The 20,585-nt window shown below is 60.9% G+C and carries 16 protein-coding genes; 11 read left to right on the forward strand and 5 right to left on the reverse strand.

Annotated elements, in window-relative coordinates; translation table 11 throughout:
- Positions 1 to 2 precede the first annotated feature (2 nt).
- Both ACZ5C7_RS01935 and ACZ5C7_RS01940 read left to right on the forward strand, forming a co-directional pair.
- Positions 3 to 1,187, forward strand: a complete 1,185-nt coding sequence (locus ACZ5C7_RS01935) for an ABC transporter ATP-binding protein (RefSeq protein WP_464374708.1) — start codon at positions 3 to 5, stop codon at positions 1,185 to 1,187.
- 3 nt (positions 1,188 to 1,190) lie between these two features.
- Positions 1,191 to 1,376 (forward strand): hypothetical protein, encoded by a 186-nt coding sequence (locus tag ACZ5C7_RS01940; protein ID WP_464374709.1) that lies wholly within the window; start codon positions 1,191 to 1,193, stop codon positions 1,374 to 1,376.
- Positions 1,377 to 1,641: 265 nt separating this feature from the next.
- Here the strand turns inward: ACZ5C7_RS01940 and ACZ5C7_RS01945 are convergent, their stop codons facing one another.
- Positions 1,642 to 3,720 (reverse strand): RICIN domain-containing protein, encoded by a 2,079-nt coding sequence (locus ACZ5C7_RS01945; RefSeq protein ID WP_464374710.1) that lies wholly within the window; start codon positions 3,718 to 3,720, stop codon positions 1,642 to 1,644.
- A gap of 228 nt (positions 3,721 to 3,948) precedes the next feature.
- Between ACZ5C7_RS01945 and xacF the strand changes: the two genes are divergently transcribed.
- The 5 genes from xacF (at position 3,949) to ACZ5C7_RS01970 (ending at position 11,138) form a co-directional block, all read left to right on the forward strand.
- Positions 3,949 to 5,388, forward strand: coding sequence for a 2,5-dioxovalerate dehydrogenase (gene xacF, locus ACZ5C7_RS01950; protein ID WP_464374711.1), 1,440 nt, complete (start codon positions 3,949 to 3,951; stop codon positions 5,386 to 5,388).
- Positions 5,389 to 5,517: 129 nt separating this feature from the next.
- On the forward strand, positions 5,518 to 6,021 hold the full coding sequence (locus ACZ5C7_RS01955) for a LutC/YkgG family protein (RefSeq protein ID WP_464374712.1): 504 nt from the start codon (positions 5,518 to 5,520) through the stop codon (positions 6,019 to 6,021).
- Positions 6,021 to 8,237 carry an LUD domain-containing protein gene (locus ACZ5C7_RS01960; RefSeq protein WP_464374713.1) on the forward strand — a complete coding sequence of 739 codons (2,217 nt, stop codon included), beginning with the start codon at positions 6,021 to 6,023 and terminating at the stop codon, positions 8,235 to 8,237. Before ACZ5C7_RS01955 ends, ACZ5C7_RS01960 begins: the two co-directional genes overlap by 1 nt.
- A gap of 141 nt (positions 8,238 to 8,378) precedes the next feature.
- Positions 8,379 to 10,091 carry a right-handed parallel beta-helix repeat-containing protein gene (locus tag ACZ5C7_RS01965; protein WP_464374714.1) on the forward strand — a complete coding sequence of 571 codons (1,713 nt, stop codon included), beginning with the start codon at positions 8,379 to 8,381 and terminating at the stop codon, positions 10,089 to 10,091.
- Positions 10,092 to 10,301: 210 nt separating this feature from the next.
- Positions 10,302 to 11,138: a fumarylacetoacetate hydrolase family protein gene (locus tag ACZ5C7_RS01970; RefSeq protein WP_464374715.1), complete on the forward strand. Its 837-nt coding sequence runs from the start codon at positions 10,302 to 10,304 to the stop codon at positions 11,136 to 11,138.
- Between the two features lie 20 nt (positions 11,139 to 11,158).
- On the opposite strand, the gene ACZ5C7_RS01975 is transcribed toward ACZ5C7_RS01970, so the two are convergent.
- From ACZ5C7_RS01975 to ACZ5C7_RS01985, 3 genes are all read right to left on the reverse strand, one after another.
- Positions 11,159 to 12,031, reverse strand: coding sequence for an amidohydrolase family protein (locus ACZ5C7_RS01975; protein ID WP_464374784.1), 873 nt, complete (start codon positions 12,029 to 12,031; stop codon positions 11,159 to 11,161).
- Positions 12,032 to 12,202: 171 nt separating this feature from the next.
- Positions 12,203 to 13,237, reverse strand: coding sequence for a zinc-dependent alcohol dehydrogenase (locus tag ACZ5C7_RS01980; RefSeq protein WP_464374716.1), 1,035 nt, complete (start codon positions 13,235 to 13,237; stop codon positions 12,203 to 12,205).
- Positions 13,238 to 13,388: 151 nt separating this feature from the next.
- Positions 13,389 to 14,642 carry a right-handed parallel beta-helix repeat-containing protein gene (locus tag ACZ5C7_RS01985; RefSeq protein ID WP_464374717.1) on the reverse strand — a complete coding sequence of 418 codons (1,254 nt, stop codon included), beginning with the start codon at positions 14,640 to 14,642 and terminating at the stop codon, positions 13,389 to 13,391.
- 392 nt (positions 14,643 to 15,034) lie between these two features.
- On the opposite strand from ACZ5C7_RS01985, the gene ACZ5C7_RS01990 reads away from it, so the two are divergent.
- The 3 genes from ACZ5C7_RS01990 to ACZ5C7_RS02000 all read left to right on the forward strand — a co-directional run bounded on the left by ACZ5C7_RS01990 (position 15,035) and on the right by ACZ5C7_RS02000 (position 17,687).
- The gene (locus ACZ5C7_RS01990; protein ID WP_464374718.1) at positions 15,035 to 16,240 is read left to right on the forward strand and encodes an enolase C-terminal domain-like protein; all 1,206 of its coding nucleotides are present in this window, start codon (positions 15,035 to 15,037) and stop codon (positions 16,238 to 16,240) included.
- A gap of 1 nt (position 16,241) precedes the next feature.
- Positions 16,242 to 17,279, forward strand: coding sequence for an LLM class flavin-dependent oxidoreductase (locus ACZ5C7_RS01995; RefSeq protein ID WP_464374719.1), 1,038 nt, complete (start codon positions 16,242 to 16,244; stop codon positions 17,277 to 17,279).
- A 102-nt stretch (positions 17,280 to 17,381) separates the two neighbouring features.
- Positions 17,382 to 17,687 carry an L-rhamnose mutarotase gene (locus ACZ5C7_RS02000; RefSeq protein ID WP_464374720.1) on the forward strand — a complete coding sequence of 102 codons (306 nt, stop codon included), beginning with the start codon at positions 17,382 to 17,384 and terminating at the stop codon, positions 17,685 to 17,687.
- 564 nt (positions 17,688 to 18,251) lie between these two features.
- On the opposite strand, the gene ACZ5C7_RS02005 is transcribed toward ACZ5C7_RS02000, so the two are convergent.
- A complete protein-coding gene (locus tag ACZ5C7_RS02005; RefSeq protein ID WP_464374721.1) occupies positions 18,252 to 19,181 on the reverse strand; it encodes a dihydrodipicolinate synthase family protein in 930 nt (309 codons plus the stop codon).
- Between the two features lie 167 nt (positions 19,182 to 19,348).
- On the opposite strand from ACZ5C7_RS02005, the gene ACZ5C7_RS02010 reads away from it, so the two are divergent.
- Complete coding sequence (locus tag ACZ5C7_RS02010; protein ID WP_464374722.1) at positions 19,349 to 20,413, forward strand: glycoside hydrolase family 88/105 protein; 1,065 nt, start codon at positions 19,349 to 19,351, stop codon at positions 20,411 to 20,413.
- Positions 20,414 to 20,585: the final 172 nt, after the last annotated feature.

Genomic DNA, 20,585 nt, shown 5'->3' on the forward strand with positions numbered 1-20,585 from the left:
TCATGGGACACGTTACACTTACGGACACGACGAAGCGCTACGAAGAGGTCGTCGCGGTCGACGAAATGAATCTCCAGATCGAGGACGGCGAGTTCCTCTGTCTCGTCGGTCCCTCGGGGTGTGGCAAGTCGACCACCCTCGAGATGATTTCGGGCTTGACGCTCCCGACGAGCGGAACGGTCGAAATCGCCGGCGAGGACGTTACGAACGAGCCGCCGAAGGATCGGAACATTTCGATGGTCTTCCAGAACATCGCGTTGTTCCCCCACATGGACGTTCGGGACAACATCAGCTTCGGACTCCGCCTTCGGGATTTCGAGGACGAAGAGATCGAACAACGGGTCCAGCAAGCGGCCAAAACCGTCCAACTCGAGGGAATGCTTGATCGGACGCCGAGCGAACTCTCCGGCGGTCAACAACAGCGCGTCGGAATCGCCCGAGCCATCGTTCGCGAACCAGCAGTGTTCCTGATGGACGAGCCGCTGGCCAACCTCGACGCGAAACTGCGCGTCCACATGCGAACCGAGATCCAGCGCCTCCAGAAGGAGTTAGACATCACGACGATCTACGTCACGCACGATCAGGAGGAGGCGATGACGATGGCGGATCGGATCGCCATCATCAACCAGGGGAACCTCCAGCAGTGTGCACCGCCGCTGGAGTGTTACGACCGACCGGCCAACAGGTTCGTCGCGAGCTTTATCGGAAGTCCGTCGATGAACCTGTACGACGGGAGTGCGAGCGGCGACGTCCTCGATCTGACTCACTTCCGGATCGATCACGCGCTCGATCTCGACGCCGATCACGACGACGTGACGGTCGGCGTCCGTCCCGAAGACGTCTACCTCGTTTCGAGCGAGGACGAACCCGCGACGCCGAGTACCGCGTTCGAAGCGGTCGTGGACGTCCTCGAGCCGGTGGGCGATCAGACGTACGCCTACTTGACGCCACAGGGCGCACAGAGCGACTCCGATTCGGTCATGGGCGAAGGTGGGCCAGAGTTACTCGTGAGTATCGATCCGGATACCGCAATCGAGGAAGAAGCGACGATCGAAGTCGTCTTCGACCGGGAGAAAACCCACGTGTTCGACGGACAGACGGGCGATGCGATCGCCCACGGAGTCATCGATGAAACGGTCTCCGAGCCGACGGCAGTCTCCGCCGAAAACGAGGCCAGGGGGGACTGATCGATGGTCCTAACCGCAGAAACGATGTTCGTCGGCGCGGCGTTAGTGCTGTTTTTCTTCTGGTTCTACGGCCTCGTCTCGTTTTACTTCGATCTGCGGTACCAGTTCGTCCCTGCACTACTGCAGTACTTCCGCGACGGGGATACCGACGAGACGAACAACCGTCCGGACCCCGAAGAGTACCTCTAAGAACGCCTCGTCCCAAAACTTCGGTTTCTGCTGTCGTAATTCACGTCGCCGTCGATACCCACATCTCGAGGTGAGGAGTGAGAGGTGAGGAGTGACAAGTGACGACCCATCGCACGTGTGAGTTCCCCCCTCGACAGTCGCGGCACGAATCGATCAACGCGTTCGACACCGTCTCGACGAGCGGAACGCGAGACGATGGCCAAAACGGTCGAAAGGGCCGTTCGTCGGTCGCATTCACGTAGGCGTCGATTTTCTCGCTTGCGGGCTACAGTCGTTCGAACGTCCAGATCTGGTGGGCCCCGCCTTCCCACTCGCCGGCACGTACCGTCGCCCCGGATTCGTCCGAGGCGTCGGCGACCTCGAGACGCCCGTCGGGAACGTCGATCTGGAAGCCGTTCTCGTAGCGTTCCATCCGGTATTCCTCCGCACTGCCCTGGACCGCATCGGAACCCGAGAACGTGATGCCCATCCCGCTGTGTTCGGCGGTGAGTGTGAAATGGCCCTGCCGGCCGTCCATCTCGCCCTCGACCGTCCAGCGCTGGTGTGGCTCGTCGTTCCACTCGCCTTGCTGGACCTGCGCTCCGGACGACGCGGAGCCATCGGCGACTTCGAGCACCTTGTCGCTGTGTTCGGCGACGACTCGATAGGTTCCGGGCTCGATCGACTGGACGCCGTCCTCCCAGAGCGCATCTCGGTCTACGTCGCGCCCGACGGTCGCTCCCGGCTGATCGACGACGTAATCGACCTCGAGAGCCGTGCCCGGATCGGTTCGCCACTCGAAGAGGAGGTCCCACGCTTCGGACTCGGCGTTCCACTCCGGATAGCTCTCCCACGCCGCCGACGTGCCCGCACCGTCGAACGGAGCCGTTCGAGCCTCGAGCGTCGAGTGATAGTGCTCCGAAACCCCTTCGACGCGCGCGGCGGGTGACACATCCGGCTCGAGCGTTGCGGTTCCCCGATCAACTCCGCCGCCGACGTTGCCGTGGACCACGGTCGTCTCGGAGGCGACGTGGATTCGGCCCGCTTCATCGTCGTTGCTCCCGCCGTCGGATCCGGGGACGCGAACGTCGTTATTGATGAACTGGTTGTACAGACACGCACCGCGTTCGTTGATCGCCCACGGCTGTTCGGGCTCGTCGCGGTCGTCCGTTATCCGGAGGTTCGCGAGCGTGACCCCTTCGTTTATCTCCGAGGATTCGCCCATGAGTCCGAGCGACCAGAAGTTCACGCCCGGACCGTCAGTGTTCTTGATGACGCCGCCGAGGACCTTGATATTCCGAACGTCAACGAGGAGGATACCGGCCTTCGACGCCCCCTGAACGTTAACCTCGCCGACGGTGACGTCCCGCGTTCCGGTGATGATCGAGAGGCCACGAACGCCGCCCCGACTGACGACGCGGCCGACCGAAACACCCCGACAACCGTTCGCGAGCCGGAACGTAGCGTAGTCGAACTGCGGATTCTTGCCGACGACCTGTCCGACCGTTGCGTCGAACGTCTCGTTTAGCAAGAGGACGCAGCTTCCGGGATCGACGCCGAGCACCTGTCCGATCTGGATTCGCTCGACGTCGTAGGTCTCGATTCCGTGGTGGCCCGTGTTCGTAACGTATGTGGTATCTAGCTGAACGTCGGTACAGCCCCCCTCGAGGCGAACGCCCTGGCTGGTGACGCCGTCGATCCACAGCTGTCCGAACGCGAGGTTCGAGGAATCGTCGGCGAACACGGCTCTGCTTGCTTCTCCATCGACGGTGAGACGCGGGACGTGAACGTTTTCGACACCGACCATCGAGAGGACGTCACCGGTCTCTCCGTCGATAGTCACCGTTCCCGCGATGTCGAGTCGGGTGTGGCTCGGAACGTCGACACCCTGTACGTCGTGGTCCTCGCTGACCCCGAGGTCGCTCGTCGCGCGAACGGTCGCCTTCGTCGTTCGGCCGTCCTCGAGCGAATTGAGAGCATCCTGCAGGACCGCCATCGGCTCCCCACCGCTCGAGATCGTTTCGGTCGCGGTGTCGGCGTGATAGGTGCCCTCATCGTCACACCAGACCGTTACGTCGGCGTCTCCGGACGGCGTATAGGTGTGATCGACCTCGAGCGACTCGAGATTGTATACTCCGTTTTCTCCCGCGTCGACGTCGGCCTCCCACTCGTACCACGGCTGGTCGCCGGTGTTCGGAGCGGAGGTTCCCCCTCGCCCCGTTGCGCTTCCCGAACCGCTGAACGCGGCACCGAGACCCGCGGCGCCGAGTACCGTCAGTGCGCCACGACGCCCCATCGAAATCGGAGTCGGCGCGGCTGAACGTGTCGATTCCCCTGTCTGGTGGTCGCCAGTCTCATCAGTCATGATATGCGCTGTCGCGTTATTGCGACACAGCCGCATATCGGAGCTGCTGACCTTAATTCTTTGCCGATAGATAATATAATTGACTCGAAAGGTGTTCGTAAAAACGACGGTCCGGTGGCCGAGGAACTCAGAGAGTCGACTGCAATCGGAGTAGTGTGCCTCGACCGGCACGTGTCCGGCGGTTCGACGACCGAAATCGTTATGCGTCAGTTGGGACACTATCCGACGATGGCTGTCGAGCAACGCAACTACATCGACGGAGAATGGATCGAATCCGAAACCGACGACACTGTCGCAGTCGAGAACCCCGCATCGCCGGGCGAAACCGTCGCCACCTACCAGTCCTCGAGCGCCGCGGACGCAAATCGGGCAATCGAAGCCGCAGCGGCCGCAGCCGACGACTGGGCGGACGTGCCCGCCCCCGAACGAGGGCAAATCCTCACCGAGACCAGTCGTATACTTGCCGACCGAAAAGAGGAACTGACCGAACTGCTGATCCGTGAAGAGGGCAAGACCACGGGCGAGGCGGGCGGCGAGGTTCAGCGAGCGATCGACATTTTCAGTTATTACGGCGCGAAGGCGAGCGACCTCGGCGGAACGGTCAAATCGGCCAGCGGCCCGCGGACGAACCTCTACACGGTCAACGAACCCCTCGGCGTCGTGGGGCTGATCACGCCGTGGAACTACCCGATCGCCATCCCAGCGTGGAAGCTCGCACCCGCACTCGTAACCGGCAACGCTGCCGTGCTCAAACCGGCGTCACTCGCGCCCGGCGTCGCACACGCGATATTCGAGGCGCTCGACGAAGCGGGTCTTCCCGACGGCGTCGCTAACTTCGTGACCGGCTCGGGAAGCGAAGTCGGGAACGAACTCGTCACGAGCGAGGCAGTCGACGCGATTTCGTTCACCGGGAGCACCGCAGTCGGGACCACCGTCTACGACCAGGCGACCGAGGACGGCAAACGCGTCCAGCTCGAGATGGGCGGAAAGAATCCGACGATCGTCGCCGACAGCGCCGACGTAGCCGAAGCCGCCGAGATCGTCGCCAGCGGCGCGTTCGGCGTCACTGGACAAGCCTGTACCGCTTGCTCCCGTGCGATCGTTCACACGGATGTCTACGACGAATTCGTCGACGCCGTCGCCGACCGCGCCGCCGCGATCGAGCCCGGTCCGGGAATCGACGGATCCGATATGGGCCCGCACGTCTCCGAAAGCGAACTCGAGGGAACGCTCGAGTACGTCGATATCGCTCAGGGCGAAGGGGCGAGCCTCGAAGCAGGCGGGAGCGAACTCGACAGGGACGGATATTACGTCGAGCCGACGGTCTTCGCCGACGTCGACCCGTCGATGCGTCTCGCACAGGAGGAAGTTTTCGGTCCGGTGCTCGCGGTAATCGAGGTCGAGGACTTCGAAGACGCACTCGCCGTTGCGAACGGCGTCGACTACGGCCTCTCCGCGAGTATCGTCACGGACGACCACACGGAGGCGAACCGCTTCATCGACGAGATCGAAGCGGGCGTCGCCAAGGTTAACGCGAAAACGACGGGGCTCGAACTCCACGTCCCCTTCGGCGGGATGAAAGGCTCCTCGAGTGAAACCTGGCGAGAGCAGGGCGACGAGGGCCTCGAGTTCTACACCATCGAAAAGACCGTTTACGACAACTACTGAGGCGAATCGGCTTCGGTGTCGCGAATTCGGCCGATTGGTTTTCGGTATCGCACCGGTACTCCTCTGCGCATCGCGTGCCGACCAATGACAAGACCCAAAACCGTGGCATCCGTTAGTCACACACAAATAATGGCAACTCAACTCGAAACGTTCGAAACAAGCCTCGAGGAGGTCCGGACGGACGTCACCCGGACGACGCCGGGCCGGTTCCGGGAAACGCTCGGCGAGATTATCACGGAGCCCGCAATCGGTGCCGAACTTCCCTTCGAAACCGTCTCGCTCGAGGGAACGAACGTCGTCCTCGAGCCCACGCCCGATCAGCTTCGCGAGGCCGCTTGCGGCGTCACGAGTGCTGCGCTGGGCGTCGCCGACTACGGAACTGTTGTCCTTGAGTCGACGCCGGAGGGGGCCGAACTCGCCGGTCTCTTCCCCGACCAGCACGTGGTCGTGGTCCGCGAGCAAGACCTCGTCGACGACATGGCGACCGCGTTCGAACGCATGGGAGAACGCTTTCGCAACGGCAACGACGATGCCGTCCTCGCTACCGGGCCAAGTGCGACCGCCGACATGGGCGAACTCGTCTACGGCGTCCACGGACCGAAAGAAACGCACGCGATCATCGTGGAGGCATAATGTCGAGCGAACGATCTCAAAAGGCCGAACGAATCCGCCACATCATGGAAACCGAGGGCGACAGCGTCGAGCGAAACGCTCGCGGATTCAACGAAGGCCGCTACGAATCGGTGGATCGACTCGAGGACTACGACGCGTACAAAGATCGAGCACGGGCGATCAAAGAGGACGCGATCGAAAACCTCCCCTCGCTGATCGAGCAGGTTCGCGAGACCGTCGAAGCCAACGGCGGGACGGTCTACCTCGCCGAGGACGCTGCCGACGCGAACCGGTACGTCCGCGAACTCGCCCGCGAGCGCGAGGCCGAAACCGTCGTCAAGTCAAAGTCCATGACGACGGAGGAGATCGACCTCAACGAACACCTCGAGACGGCGGGCTGTGACGTCTGGGAAACCGACCTTGGCGAGTTCGTTCTCCAGGTCGCCGATGAGGCACCCAGCCACCTCGTCGCGCCGGCTATCCACCAATCGCGCGAAGAGATCGCCACGCTGTTCAACGAACAGTTCGATCCGGAAGAAGAACTCGAGACCGCCGAGGAGCTGACCGAATTCGCTCGAGAGTACCTCGGAGATCGAATACAGGACGCGGATATGGGCATCACCGGCGCGAATTTCATCACCGCGGATACGGGGACGATGGCGCTCGTGACCAGCGAGGGGAACGCGAGAAAGTCGATCGCCGTTCCCGAAACGCACGTCGCCGTCGCGGGGGTCGAGAAAATCGTGCCGACGTTCGAGGACCTTCAGCCGTTCGTGGAACTGATCGCGCGCTCGGGAACCGGTCAGGATATCACCTCCTACGTCTCGTTGTTCTCGCCGCCCGTCTCGACGCCGACGGTCGACTTCGACAGCGACGAGCCGATCGGCTCGAATGCTTCGGACCGGGACTTTCACCTCGTGCTCCTCGACAACGGCCGGATGGACATGCGCGACGACGACCAACTTCGAGAAACGCTTTACTGCATTCGGTGCTCGGCCTGTGCGAACTCGTGTGCGAACTTCCAGTCCGTCGGCGGGCACGTCTTCGGGGGCGAAACCTACTCCGGCGGCATCGCGACCGGGTGGGAAGCCGGCGTCCACGGACAGGAGTCGGCCGACGAGTTCAACGACCTCTGTACGGGCTGTTCGCGCTGCGTCAATCAGTGTCCGGTCAAAATCGACATTCCGTGGATCAACACCGTCGTTCGCGACCGGCGGAATCGAGGAGCCGACGACGGGGAACTCGACTTCCTCGTCGAGGGACTCACGCCGGACGAAGAGCCCGCGGGGCTCGACCTGCAAAAACGCTTTTTCGGAAACTTCGATACGCTCGCGAAACTCGGCTCTACGACGGCACCCGTTTCGAACTGGTTCGCCGGAACGCCGCCCTCGAGGTACCTCATGGAGCGAGTGCTCGGAATCGACAGCCGCCGCGAACTCCCGACCTTCGAACGCGAGACGCTCGTCGAGTGGTTCCGGAACCGGGACGAACCCCGACCTGTCGACGCGGAGTACCACGCGGTCGTCTATCCCGACCTCTACACGAACCACGTCCGAACGGAGCGAGGAAAAGCAGCGGTTCGAACCCTCGAGGCCCTCGGCGTCGCCGTCGAAATCCCCGACGTGGCTTCCTCCGGTCGCGCGCCGCTTTCACAGGGGATGATCGCCACGGCCGAGGAACACGCCCGCGACGTTCGGTCTGACCTCGACGCGCACATCGAGGCCGGCTACGACGTTGTCGTCATCGAACCGAGCGATTTGGCGATGTTCCGCGGCGAGTACGAACGACTACTTGAGAACGAGCGCTACGAGTCACTCGCCGAACGGAGTTACGAACTCTTCGAGTACGTCTTCGGACTGCTCGAGAACGGCGCGTCCGGGGAGGCACTTTGCGACGCCGATAGCATCGGTGCTTCGACGGATGTCGCCTACCACTCCCACTGCCAACAGCGAACGCTTGAACTCGAGACGTACACGACGACCGTCCTCGAAGAGCAAGGGTTCGACGTCCTCACATCCGACGTCGAGTGTTGTGGCATGGCCGGCAGTTTCGGGTACAAAAGCGAGTACTACGACCTGAGCATGGATGTCGGCGAACGGCTACAAGCCCAGTTCGAGATGCCAGACGCGACGAACCGGACCGTCGTCGCGAGCGGCACGTCGTGTCTCGAGCAGCTCGACTCGCTGTTGACCCGTCAGCCACGACACCCGATTACGCTCGTGGACCCGAAACGCTGACCAACAACTTCGAACAGTTTCACGGGTTGGACGGGACATTCTGAAACGGTGCGCGTGTGTTTTGTTGTAATAGTAATGAAAACGTATATTACCGCTACTGATGATTGTCATCATGTGTCATAAGTAGTGGCACATCCTACCATGAGTGACAACACGCCACCACAGACGGAGCGAACGGAGCAGACGGAACGAACGGGTTCGTCGATTCCGCGACGGAGCGCCCTCGGATTGATCGGGGCCGCGGGACTCGGAGCCGCCTTTTCCGCGAGTGCGAGCGGATCGACCAGCGCCGGCCCGGAAACTGGTAACCAGCCGTGGTACGAATGGGACGCTGACGTCGATGCGTGCGATAACGGCCTCTACGACCTCGAGTCGCTTCAGGTTGATCACACCTATACGGACGCTCGAGAACCGGACGTCATCGTCTGGCGAGACGACGACGGGACCTACCACGCCGACGAGTCGGACGGACACGTTGCGAGCGGCGAGGATTATCTCGGGATTATCCAGGAAGCAGTCGACAGTCTGACCGAGGATAGAACGACGAAAGAACGGGTGCTCGTCACCGCCGACGGGACGGTCGAAGCGACGGACGAACTCGAGCAAGTCGTCCTACCGAGTTACACGGTCGTCGACGTTCCGGCGACGATCCGCGTCGAAGACGAGGGACAGTCACTGGTCATCCCGTTCCGAGGGATCGCCGAGGAGGAAATCGAAATACCCCGGTTGAACGTCACGGGAAATCCGCGGTTCGGTCTCGTCCTGCAGAACTGCGACAACGTTCGGCTCGGGCACATCAACGTCCAGTTCGACACCCTCGACGTGCTTGAGCCCTACGAGGATCACCCCGATTTCGATCCGGACGAAGACAGCTTCCCGCCCTCTCACGATCCGGACCAATCGCGGGAGGAACAGTTAGCGGATCCGGTCCACGTCGGTGAGATCAACGAGGGAATCCGCGTGTCCGGACGTTCACGCGAAGATGACGCGACCGATATTCAACTCGAGTCGGCCTACATCGAAAACGCGAACCATCACGCGGTCGAATTTTACGACATCGATCGGCTGCAGATCGGTCGCGTGTTGGGCAACGAGATGCAGGGATGCGGGTTGATACTCAACGGGACGACGGACGTCACAGTTGACAGCGTTATCGGCCGAAATCCGAGCTCGAGTACGGCCTACGCGACGTTCCGGTGTGCGAACGACTGCGAAAACGCGACGGTCGGAAACGTCCTCAGTCGCGACGCGCCGCGGGGAATCCACATCACGTCCGGCTCGGACGATATCACGGTCGGGAACGTAAACATCATCGGCGCGAGAAACAACGCCGGAATCGCGATAGACGGCGTCGAGAACATCACCATCGGCGGCGGCCTCATCAAGAACACCGACGGCGAGGGCGTCCGTGCCTGGGGTGATACCGTCACGATCACCAACCTCCGAATCGTCGACGAGCGAGACGAAGACGAACGCAACCAAACCCACGGGATCGAGTTCACCGGAACGAACGGTCGAATCATCAACAACGATGTCCGGGACGGCGGAACGGTTGCTGATCTCCACATCGACGTCGACGACAAGACGGTGGTCAGAGGGAACGTCGGCGGCGGACTCGCGGACGGGACGGCGACGCTCGAGTCCGATACCGAACCGGCGGCTCGCGTCGAAGACGTAAGCGACGACTGGGCCGGATCGCTCTCGGCTCGAACGCACGTAGCGGAGGAACCGCCCGGCGCGTTCGCGCTCGACCACCGGTTCGAATGGAACGGCGACGCGTGGGATCTGCTCTTCGAGTGGGAGACCGATCCCGGATCGGATCTGAATCTCGAGTACGTCGTCGATCGACTGTAGAATTCTTTCACCGCACCACGAAGTACCGCTCCGTTGACGTCCTCCTGACGCGTTTTTTCGCGAACCGTCACCAGTTGTGCGGGTCAACACCAGTTGTGCAGGTCAACTTCTTCTGAAGTCGGTTACCTCACTCGAGTTTCGCCCTAAACCGCGACGATCTCTCGAGCGGCGAAAGAAAGATTCAAGGGTCAGCGCTTGGATTTTGACACGATGCAATTCGTACGATTCGCGACGAGCGGCGGCGTCAGTTGGGGCGTTATCGTCGACGACCAACCCTACGCACTGGATCGATTCGGAGAACCGACGTTCGAAGTCCTTGCAACCCCTGGCTACCGCCGCCGGGTCAAACGCGCGGTCGAGACCGGGGAGCTTCCGGCCGTCGAGGAACCGACGGACTACCTCGCACCGATCCCGTCCGTCGAGCAGATCATCTGCGTCGGGCTCAACTACTACGACCACGCCGAAGAGCAGGATGAGGAGATCCCCGAAAAGCCGATGTTGTTTGCGAAGTCGCCCTCGAGCGTCACGGACCCCGAGGCACCGATCGTCCATCCGGACGACGTCGATCAGGTCGATTACGAGGTCGAACTCGGCGTTGTTATCGGACGAACCGCCTGCGAGGTCAGCGCCGAGGAGGCCGAGGAGTACGTCGCGGGCTATACGGTGGTCAACGACGTGAGCGCCCGAGACGCGCAGTTCGAGGACGAACAGTTCTTCCGCGGCAAGAGCTACGATACGTTCGCGCCGATGGGTCCAGCACTTACCGCCCCCGACGCGATCGATCCGAACGACGTCGAGGTCGAACTTCGACTCAACGGCGAGGTCAAACAGGAGTCGTCGACCGCCGAGTTCATCTTCGACGTCGGCGACGCGATCGAGTACTTAAGCCACGTCACGACCCTCCAACCGGGGACCGTCATCTCCACCGGAACGCCCGGCGGCGTCGGTATCTTCCGCGACCCGCCGGAACTGCTCGCACCGGGCGATACCGTCGAAGCTGAAATCGAAGGGATTGGAACACTCGAGAACCACGTGGTCGAGGAGTAACCTGACGAGACGACACGGACCTACTCTGAACTCAGCACGTTTTCGAACGACCGGCCGGTGAGCCACTGCCGATCTTTTTTCGAGAGGCAATCGACGTGCTCGAGCCAGCGCAGACTCTGCTCGTATGTGGCCTCGTCGCTCACGTTCGGGAAGTCGGATCCCCAGACGACCCGCTCGCGGCCGAAGGTCTCGAGCAACCAGCGGACGTGGTCGTGCATATCATCGTACGGAAACTCCTCCTCGGATCGGTGAACGACTTCGGAAATCTTCACCGCGACGTTGAATTCGTCGCCGGCGAGCGCCTCGAGCTTCGCGAACTCGCTTTCTTCCGGCGGGACGGTCGGATCGGCGTGACAGAAGTGATCGAGCGCGTACTGCAAGTCGGGATACGTCTCGATCAGTTCGATCACGGCCTCGAGCTGGTCGACGTCCGCGAGGATCTGAACCAGTGCGTCCGTGTCTCGAGCGACCTCCCAGAAGGCCGTCTCCTCGATCGCCTCGCGGACCCACGAGACCGTCGGATCGAACGTTTCCCACATTCGGTCGTACGGACAGGCCGCACCGAGTCTGAATCCGAGGACGCCGTCGACGGCCATCTGGGTGCGTAGCCGATCGGCCGCCCCATCAGCGAACTGATCGAGCATGACAATGGCGGAAAGCCGTTCGTTCGCTTCGACGCACTCGAGCGTGTAGTGGTTATCCGTCCACTCGCAGATCGGGTAGCCGACGACGACGGCCTCGTCGACGCCGACCGCGTCCATGTCTTCGAGGAGCTTCTCGGCGGTGTAGACGGTATCGACGCTGAACTCGTCGACGGTCTCGATGAGCGGACCGTTGACCCAGGGGTGGTCTCGAGTCGGGTGCGTCCAAGCGTGCGTGTGAGTATCCAGCACCATCGGTTACTGAACGGTCGTCTCGGGTGATACTAAACGTTTTGTTACGATCGCGATGACTTGACGAACTGAGCCACATGAAAAGCGGAGAGCGCGACGCGTGTGAGGAGCTGTTACTCGAAATCAAGATACCGCAAGACTGCAACTACGGGAATCTGTCGTGCCCGACGATCAGAGATCGGTGAACGAAAAGACCGGTTTGCACGTTTCTGACTCGAGAAACGCCTCGAACGCCGCTGTCGGTTCGTCCACGCTGAACGAGCGGTCGATGATCGCATCAGCGTCGATAGCGCCAGCGGAGAGGAGTCGAATTGCCTGTTCGAAATTTTCCCAGGTCGAACCGTAAGACGTGTTTAGATCGACTTCGCCGCGAACAACCGGCGTCATGAACACCTCGCTGGGTGCGCCGGGGAGACCGACGACGACGACCTGTCCACCCTTTCGGACGTGATCGATCGCAATCTCGACGCCGCTTTGGTGGCCCGTCGTGTCGAATATGACGTCGAACCCGATCCCGTCCGTTCGCGTATCGACGGTTTCGGACAATTCCGTCGTTTCGATATCGACCGTGTCGATGCCGAGTCGATCGACCAGCGGGAGTCGATACGCCGTGTCTTTGCCCAGTCCGGAAACGACGACATCGGCACCCATCGCGTCCGCAACGGCCGCCACGAGGACGCCGATCGGACCCGGCCCTTCGACGAGAACGGTGTCGCCGGGCGTGACGTCCGATTGATCGAAGACCGCCCGCGTCGCGATGCTGAGCGGTTCGGTTATACTCGCCTGGCCGAGTGGAACGTTGTCGGGGATTTTGTGCAGATCTCGAGGTTTCACCGTCGTGTACTCGGTGTAGGCACCGTCATTGTGCATCCCCGTGATCTCGAAGTTTTGGCAAACGTTGGGCTGGCCGTTCTTGCACTGAAAACACGAGCCGCAGTCGTGGATCGGTTCCTCGACGACGGAATCGCCGACGGCGAAGTCGGTCACGCCGTCGCCGACATCGACGACCTCGCCGGAGTACTCGTGGCCCATAATCCGCGGCATCGGGATCCATTGGTAGCCATCTTCGTACTTGTACGCATGTGCATCACTGCCACATAACCCGGCTGAATGGACGCGGACGAGCACTTCGCCATCGTCGGGAACTGCTTTCTCGCGCTGTCGAATTTCGATAGATCTAGGACCGGTATGGACTATAGCCTTCATTTAGGGTTACCTCTCGCTCTGGTCAAGCTATCAGTAGTTGGGGGGCTCTCCTACAAATATCTTTAGGTGTCAGAACCACCATCGCCCCTCCATCGGCATCGCTTAGCGGCACAATTAGGTAGTTCGTAGTGACAAGAACTCCAGTTCGACCTCAGTTCGTGATATTCCCCTCCACAACGGTACTATCCGCATAGACCTCGAGTTCGGCGATGGTTCCGCCGTCACGGACGTCGTTGTCGAGGATTTCGTTGTGCGATGTCCCTGGGCCGGTTTCCCGGATCCCGTAGGGCTGTTGGGGATCGTCTCGGTCGTCGACGACACGCAGGTTCTGAACGGTAACGTTCTCCGCTGGGGCATGGTCGCCGCCGTCGCGGGAATCGATCCGGACGCCCTCCGCGCCGTTGTTGCGAACCAATCCGCCGTCGACGGCTACGTTCTGGCAGTCCTGAATCAGTACGCCGTGTTGGTTTGACTCGTAGACATCGAGGTTCTCGACGGTAACACCGTGGCTCCCCGAAACGCCAAACACGCCGCGACCGCTTTCGACGCTGGTTACCTCGCCGACGTGGACGTTCGGTCCGGCGCCGTTTGCGAATCGGAAGGCCGCGTATCCGCCGCCTGCGTCCGCTCTGAAAGCATCGACGCTGTCGACGGTCGCGTCGGCCGTATCGTTCAGCAAAAGGCCACACCCGCCGGTATCGAACGTCTCGACGGTTCCGATATCGAGGCCGTCGACGCCGTACGTTTCGACGGCGTGGTGTGCGGAACCCGCGATAGTGGCCGACTCGAGGGTGACATTCGTCGAGCGACCGCCGTCTGCGTCGTCGATTCTGATGCCCAGCCCCAGATCGGTCGTCGCCGAGAGATCCATTCCGACCTGTCCGAGAAACACGTCGGTACAGCTCTGAATCCACACGCCGTAGCGCGGGTTCCCCTCTATCTGCAGTCCCGGAACGGCGATCGATTCAGCGCTCCGTGCTCGGATCGGAACGACGAGGTCCTCGCCCGTGTCTTCGACGTATATTGTCCCGCGCAAATCCAGTTCGGTGTAACTCGGGAGGTCGACGGCCTCGAGCGAGTCCGTCGGACCGAACGTCCCCGGATCCATGACGACGACGGTTTCCATGCTAGTGCGGCCGTCCGAGAGACTGTCGACGCCAGCTTGGATCGCGGCGCGCATACTGGGTCCGTCGTAAACCGGGTTGCCCGCGTTATCGGCGTACCATGTACCGCCATCCTCCCAGACGGTTGCCTCGTGATCGTCAGCGCGCGCACTCCCGGACGCTCCGACCGCCACGCCAGCGCCGACGCCGATCGCTGTGAGCAGTCGCCGCCGTGAAACGCTCGTGTCAGGGGTGAATTGGCGATGTGAGTCGTCTATTCGGTGGAAGCTATTTTCTGCCACAGTAATTGGTAACATACACCAGTTAATATAATTATCGGATATTTGTACTAGTTATTCAATGCCATCACTGCACAAATACAAGTCACGCGAAACCGATTGCTCCCGAATCGATGTGTGATACGGATTACTGCACCAATTTACCGGTGGTGAGTCGAACCGTGTGAGACGAGCCTCGGTGGAAGAGCGAAGCAAGTCAACCGTTGCAACCGCGTCCAGTCCTGCGGTTGCGCCGGAAATGACTTACAGTAAACCTATGAAAGCCGCTCGTTCTCACTCGAGCGAACACGGATAGATTTCGCCGAGAAAGGGCGACGGTGCGTTCTCTCACTATAAACACTTATGGGGCTGTTGAACGCATCTCAGCGTGAGTCTTCGAAACGTGATTTGAACCTATGGAAATAACAGATATCACCGTCACGAAGGTTAGTACCGATTCCTGGGGCGAGTTCGTCGAGTTCCCGCTCGTCACCGTCATGAGCAAGTTCGACGAGTACAACAACGCCGACGGGGACAATCCACAAGCCCGTCGAAAGTGGATGGGGCCGGTCGGCGACGTCGTCGTCGAAGTCGAAACTGACGCCGGCATCACCGGCGTCGGCGTCGGCAACTGGGCGACGGGTTCGATCGAAACTATCGTCGACGAGACGCTCTCGAAGCTAATCGTCGGCGAGGATCCACACGAGCGCGAGCGCCTGTGGGACATGATGTACCGCGCGACGATCCCGTTCGGTCGCAAAGGCGCGGCCATCGAAGCGATCAGCGCCGTCGACCTCGCGCTGTGGGACATCGCCGGCAAAGAGGCGGAAAAGCCGGTCTACGAACTGCTCGGCGGTCCCGTCACCGACGATATTCCGTGTTACGCGAGCAACCTCCACCCCGTCGACCACGAGAAACTCGAGCAGGAAGCCCTCGAGTACGCCGAGAAGGGATTCGAGACGATGAAGCTCCGTTTCCTGCACGGGCCCGAAGCGGGTCGCGAGGGAATGAAAGAAAACGAGGAGATCGTCAAGACGGTTCGAGACGCCGTCGGCGACGACATCGGTATTGCGGGCGACGCGTACATGGGATGGACCGTCAGGTACGCCAAGAAGATGCTCAAACGCCTCGAGCGCTACGACATGGAGTGGGTCGAAGAACCCGTCATCCCCGACGATATCGACGGCTACGCCGAGATTCGAGAGGCCTCGAACGTTCCCATCTCCGGCGGCGAACACGAGTTTACTCGCTGGGGCCACAAGGAACTGCTCGAGCGCGAGGCCGTCGACATCCTCCAGCCGGACGTCCACCGCTGCGGTGGCCTGACCGAATTACTGAAGATCGACTCGATGGCCAGCGCCCGCGACGTGCCGGTGATCCCTCACTCGGGAACGAACCCACACCTGCACTTCATCGCCGCTTCGACGAACGCGCCGATGGCGGAGTATTTCCCAATCCCCGAATGGTATCAAGAGCGCCAGGGCGAGCAGGAGTCGACCTACGCCGACGCGATCTACGCGAACCCGCCGAACGCCGAGAACGGGTCGATCGCGATCCCCGACACCGTCGGCCTGAGTTCGGAAGTCAACCGCGACGCACTGGAACACTACAGCGTCGAGTAACATGAGCGCGAAGGACATCACGTTCGAATACAACGTACCGGTGTTCGCCGGCGCGCCGGAATCGGGAACCGACCCCGTCCACCGCGACACGCCGTCGTACGAACGACTCGAGTGGGAGACCACCAGAGACAGCGTCCTGAACGCCGAGGAACTCGGGTTCGACGCCGCGTGGGCTCCCGATCACCTCATGCTCGGGCGGGACCACGCCGAGTACGAGTGCTGGACACTGCTTTCGGCACTCGCCGGTTGTACGGACGAGATCAACCTCGGCTCGCTGGTCCTCTGTAACGACTACCGGAATCCGGCGCTCGTCGCGAAGATGGCGGCCACGCTCGACGTGATTTCCGGCGGTCGCCTCGAGCTTGGTCTCGGCGCGGGCTGGCACGAACCCGAGTACGAGGCCTACGGCTGGGAGTACCGCGACGGGTTCGAACGGCTCATGCGCCTCGACGAGAGCATCCGACTGATGAAAGAGATGTGGAACGGTGATCCCGACGAAGGCGGCTCGTTTTCGGGCGACCACTACGAAATCGACGGGGCGTACTGCGAGCCCGGTCCGGTTCAGGATCCCCACCCGCCGATTCTCGTCGGCGGACAGGGCGAAGAGGTCACGCTCAAGCTCGTCGCGAAACACGCCGATATTTGGAACACCGACGTCTTCAACGGGACGCCGGAAACGCTGGCACACAAGATCGGCGTCATCGAAGACCACTGCGACACCGTCGGCCGTAATCCCGACGAAATCGAGTACTCCTGGGACGGCCACGTGATTTGTACGCGAGACGAGGAGAAAAAAGAGCGCCTGCTCGAGCTCATGCTCCCGATCCAGTTCGAAGACGAGTACGTCGATCAGGCTGACATCGAAACCGAAGCGGACGCCCGCGAGTACTTCCTCCTGGGAACGCCAGAGGAATGTGCCGAAGCCATCGAACGCAGGATCGACGCCGGTGTGACCAAGTTCCAGTGCTGGTTCGTCGACGTGCCGGACACTGACGGAATGGAACTGTTCGCCGACGAAGTTATCCCGCAGTTCCAGTAACTCCGCCTCGATTTTTGTCGTCGGGACTACCGGGGGACCGATCCGGTATTCGAAGCTTCCTAACAGAATACCTATGGGACTCCCGCTCGATGAACAGGACGCATGGCACGGATTGCATTTCATCTGAAGATCGCCGACGGACAGCGAGACGCCTACCGAGAAGCCCACGAAAACGTTCCCGAGTGGCTCGAGGAGACCTACCTCGACTCCGATGCCGGACTCGAGACCTACAGCGTCTTCGAGTCGGACGGACACGTGTTCGGCTTCATGGAACTCGAGGATCCGGAGGCGATCGACGAAGTTATGGAATCGAGCGACGCACAGGCGCGATGGGCGGAGCAGATGGAGGGCATCACCGTCGACGACGACTCTGATCAGTGGATGGACGAAGTCTATCGGATGATTTGAGCGTGTAGCCGAACGATCAGCGCAACGGGCCGGGCACTGCACTCGTTCTCGAACCGTTCGCCTTCCCCGGATAGTTACACCACTCTGTCCGTAGTAGTTCGGTATGTGAGGACCTATAACCGCGTTCGCTGGACCTTCGACTCGTTTTCAGCTTTTGGCGTTCGGTGATACCGGATTCATCTCTCGAAGAAGTTATGAAGACTTCTACGTTAGAAATTCACCAACTGTAGATTATCACTCATCGTTCGCTCACCAGTATTTACACACATACTTTCGTAATAACATAGTCTCGAATTACGCGATTGGTATCACCCCTATCCGGTCTGACCGGACGATATGGCGTTTGCGGCGAAACGCATCTCACGTCGCAGGTTCACTAGTACGTAATATCGGCCGTTACCAAATCCGGAGTGGTAACTATCGACTGGAGTCGCTACTCGAGTAACTATTCCCTCTCAAGCACGGGGATCTACTACCTGGTTCAACCACGAGGGCCGACTATCGGTTTCTAGAACGGTAGGATCAAAGAGGAACAGCAGCGGCCCCGGAAACAAAGGCTGTGGCTCAGAGGATTCGCTCGAGGTCGGACTGTAATCGGTCGTACAGCTCCTCCGCGTCGGCTTTCTCCGATTCGGAGAGCGGAACGATCGGTTCTCGAACCGAACCGCCGTTGTAGCCGGCCATCTCGAGTCCGTGCTTGACCGCAGGGACGCTAATCGCGTCGGCGAGGGTGTTGCCCTCGCCCGGTCGAGTCCGGAACTGCTGGTAGGGAACGGCAGCGTTCTGGAGCTCTCGAGCGCGTTCCCAGTTCTCCTCGCGCAGTGCCGAAAGCAACGCGGTTCCGAGTCGAGGTTCGAAGTTCGTTACTCCGGCGGTGAACCCTTCAGCACCCTGGGACCAGAACGACAGCGCGTAGGGTTCCGCCATCCCGTCGACCCAGATCACGTCGTCGTCACCCGCCGCGACCGCCTGACCGAGTTTGACCTCGTCCGGAATCGCGTACTTGATTCCTGCGACGTTATCGACCCGAGTGAGATCCGCCAGAAATTCGACTGATGGTTCGAACCCGCGAACGTACGGCACGATGGCACTCGCTGCCGTTTCGGCGAGCGCTTCGTAGTACTCGAGGAGCCCCCGTTCGTGAAGGTACGTGTGATCCGGCGGCATGATCATCATCGCATCGACGCCGATATCGTCGTAGGTCGTGATGAGGTCCCGTGCGGTCTTCGTGCTTCCCCCGACTCCCGCGAGCACGCAGTCGTCGTCCGACAACGCTTTCACGCTGGTCTCGGTGATGTCGATGCGTTCCTGGTGAGTCAACGAGTGATACTCGCTGATGTTCGCACACGCGAGAAAGGTCCCGAGCCCCTCGCTCGAGAGACTTTCGGTGTTTGCGGCCAACTTTTCGTGGTCGATTCGGCCGTCTTCGGCGAACGGTGTCAAGAGACCGACTGCAACGTCGCGCAGCCCGTCCTGTAGCTTTGTAGAGGCCATACTAGACAATCGAATAGCTCCCAAATAAAGATGTCGTCACTAATTCTCGGCGCCGCCGCCCCCGAACGCTTCGTCGAGCTCCCGATTGCTGGTCGGCGATAATCGATCCCGTCGCGCCGTCCAGCAAGACTTATCACGTGCCCGTGGGAGTATTAGCTATCGTTAGTATGACTGAGTCCCTCGAAGAGGCGGTCTCAAACGTCGCATCGTATACCATCGATCACGACATGGAAAACGAGGTCTGGCAGAAAGGCGTCGCGATAAACGGGCTTCTCGCGACGGAGCGCGAAGAGTGTCTCGACCGCGCCAGAGAGCTGGTCGACCGCGCGGTCGAAACGCAGGACAGCAACGGGCAGCTGTCGTACGGACCGAGTTATCCGATCGAAGTCTTCCAGCACGGAAAGGAGTACGACGCCCACTGGCACATCGACGAGCGGAAGGCGATGAACACCAACAACACGACCTCCATCGGTCACGGGGTCCTCGAGTTCTATCGACGAACCGGCGAGGAACGGTACCTCGAGGCCGCGCGGGGAGAGTACGAAAATTTGCAGTCGGTCGAACGAACGAAAGACGGCGGAATTCCACACCACGTCCCCGAACTCTCGGGCGTGAAAGGGCTCTGGATCGACTCGGTCTATATGATGTGTCCGTTTTTCGCCCGGTACGGAGCGGCCGCGGATGAACCCGACGCGTTCGACGAAGCCGCCAAACAGATCATCGTTCACGCAAAACACCTGCAAGACCCTCACACCGGTCTCTTTCGGCACATCTGGCACGAACAACCGAACAGTTACCCGCAAAGCACGTTCTGGGCTCGCGGAAACGGTTGGGTTCAGGCGGCGATCGTCGACGTCCTCGCGTTCCTGCCGGAGGACCACGAAGATCGCGAGCGACTGATCGAAATCTTCCGGGACGTCTCCTCGTCGATCATCGAACGCCAAGACGACAGCGGGATGTGGTACAACGTGGTCGACGACCCTCACACGCCCCTCGAGAGTTCGGGGACGCTCATGTACACCTACGCGTTCAAGCGCGCGCTCGAGTTAGGAATCGTCGACGACGACACGTACGAGGAGGCAGCCGCGGATGCGATGGACGTTTGCCGAGGGCTCGTCGACGACGACGGTGCGGTTCGTCGAGTGGCCGGTCCACCGGGCGGACCGGGTGCACCGTTGACGAGCACGTCGTACGGACAGGGCTTTTTCCTGCTGGCCGCGAACCAATTCTAGACGTTTCGTGGGATATCCACACGGCTCGTCTTCGGTTCAACAGCGAGAAAAAAGCCGACAACGACCTCGCACACAGCGGTACTACGTGCCCCCGGCGGGGTTACTGCGAGACAAATATGCACAATGGTAACACAACCCTTATAATTCTCACTCGAGTACCACCCGAACGTCA

It is taken from the genome of Halostagnicola alkaliphila (genome assembly GCF_055379965.1).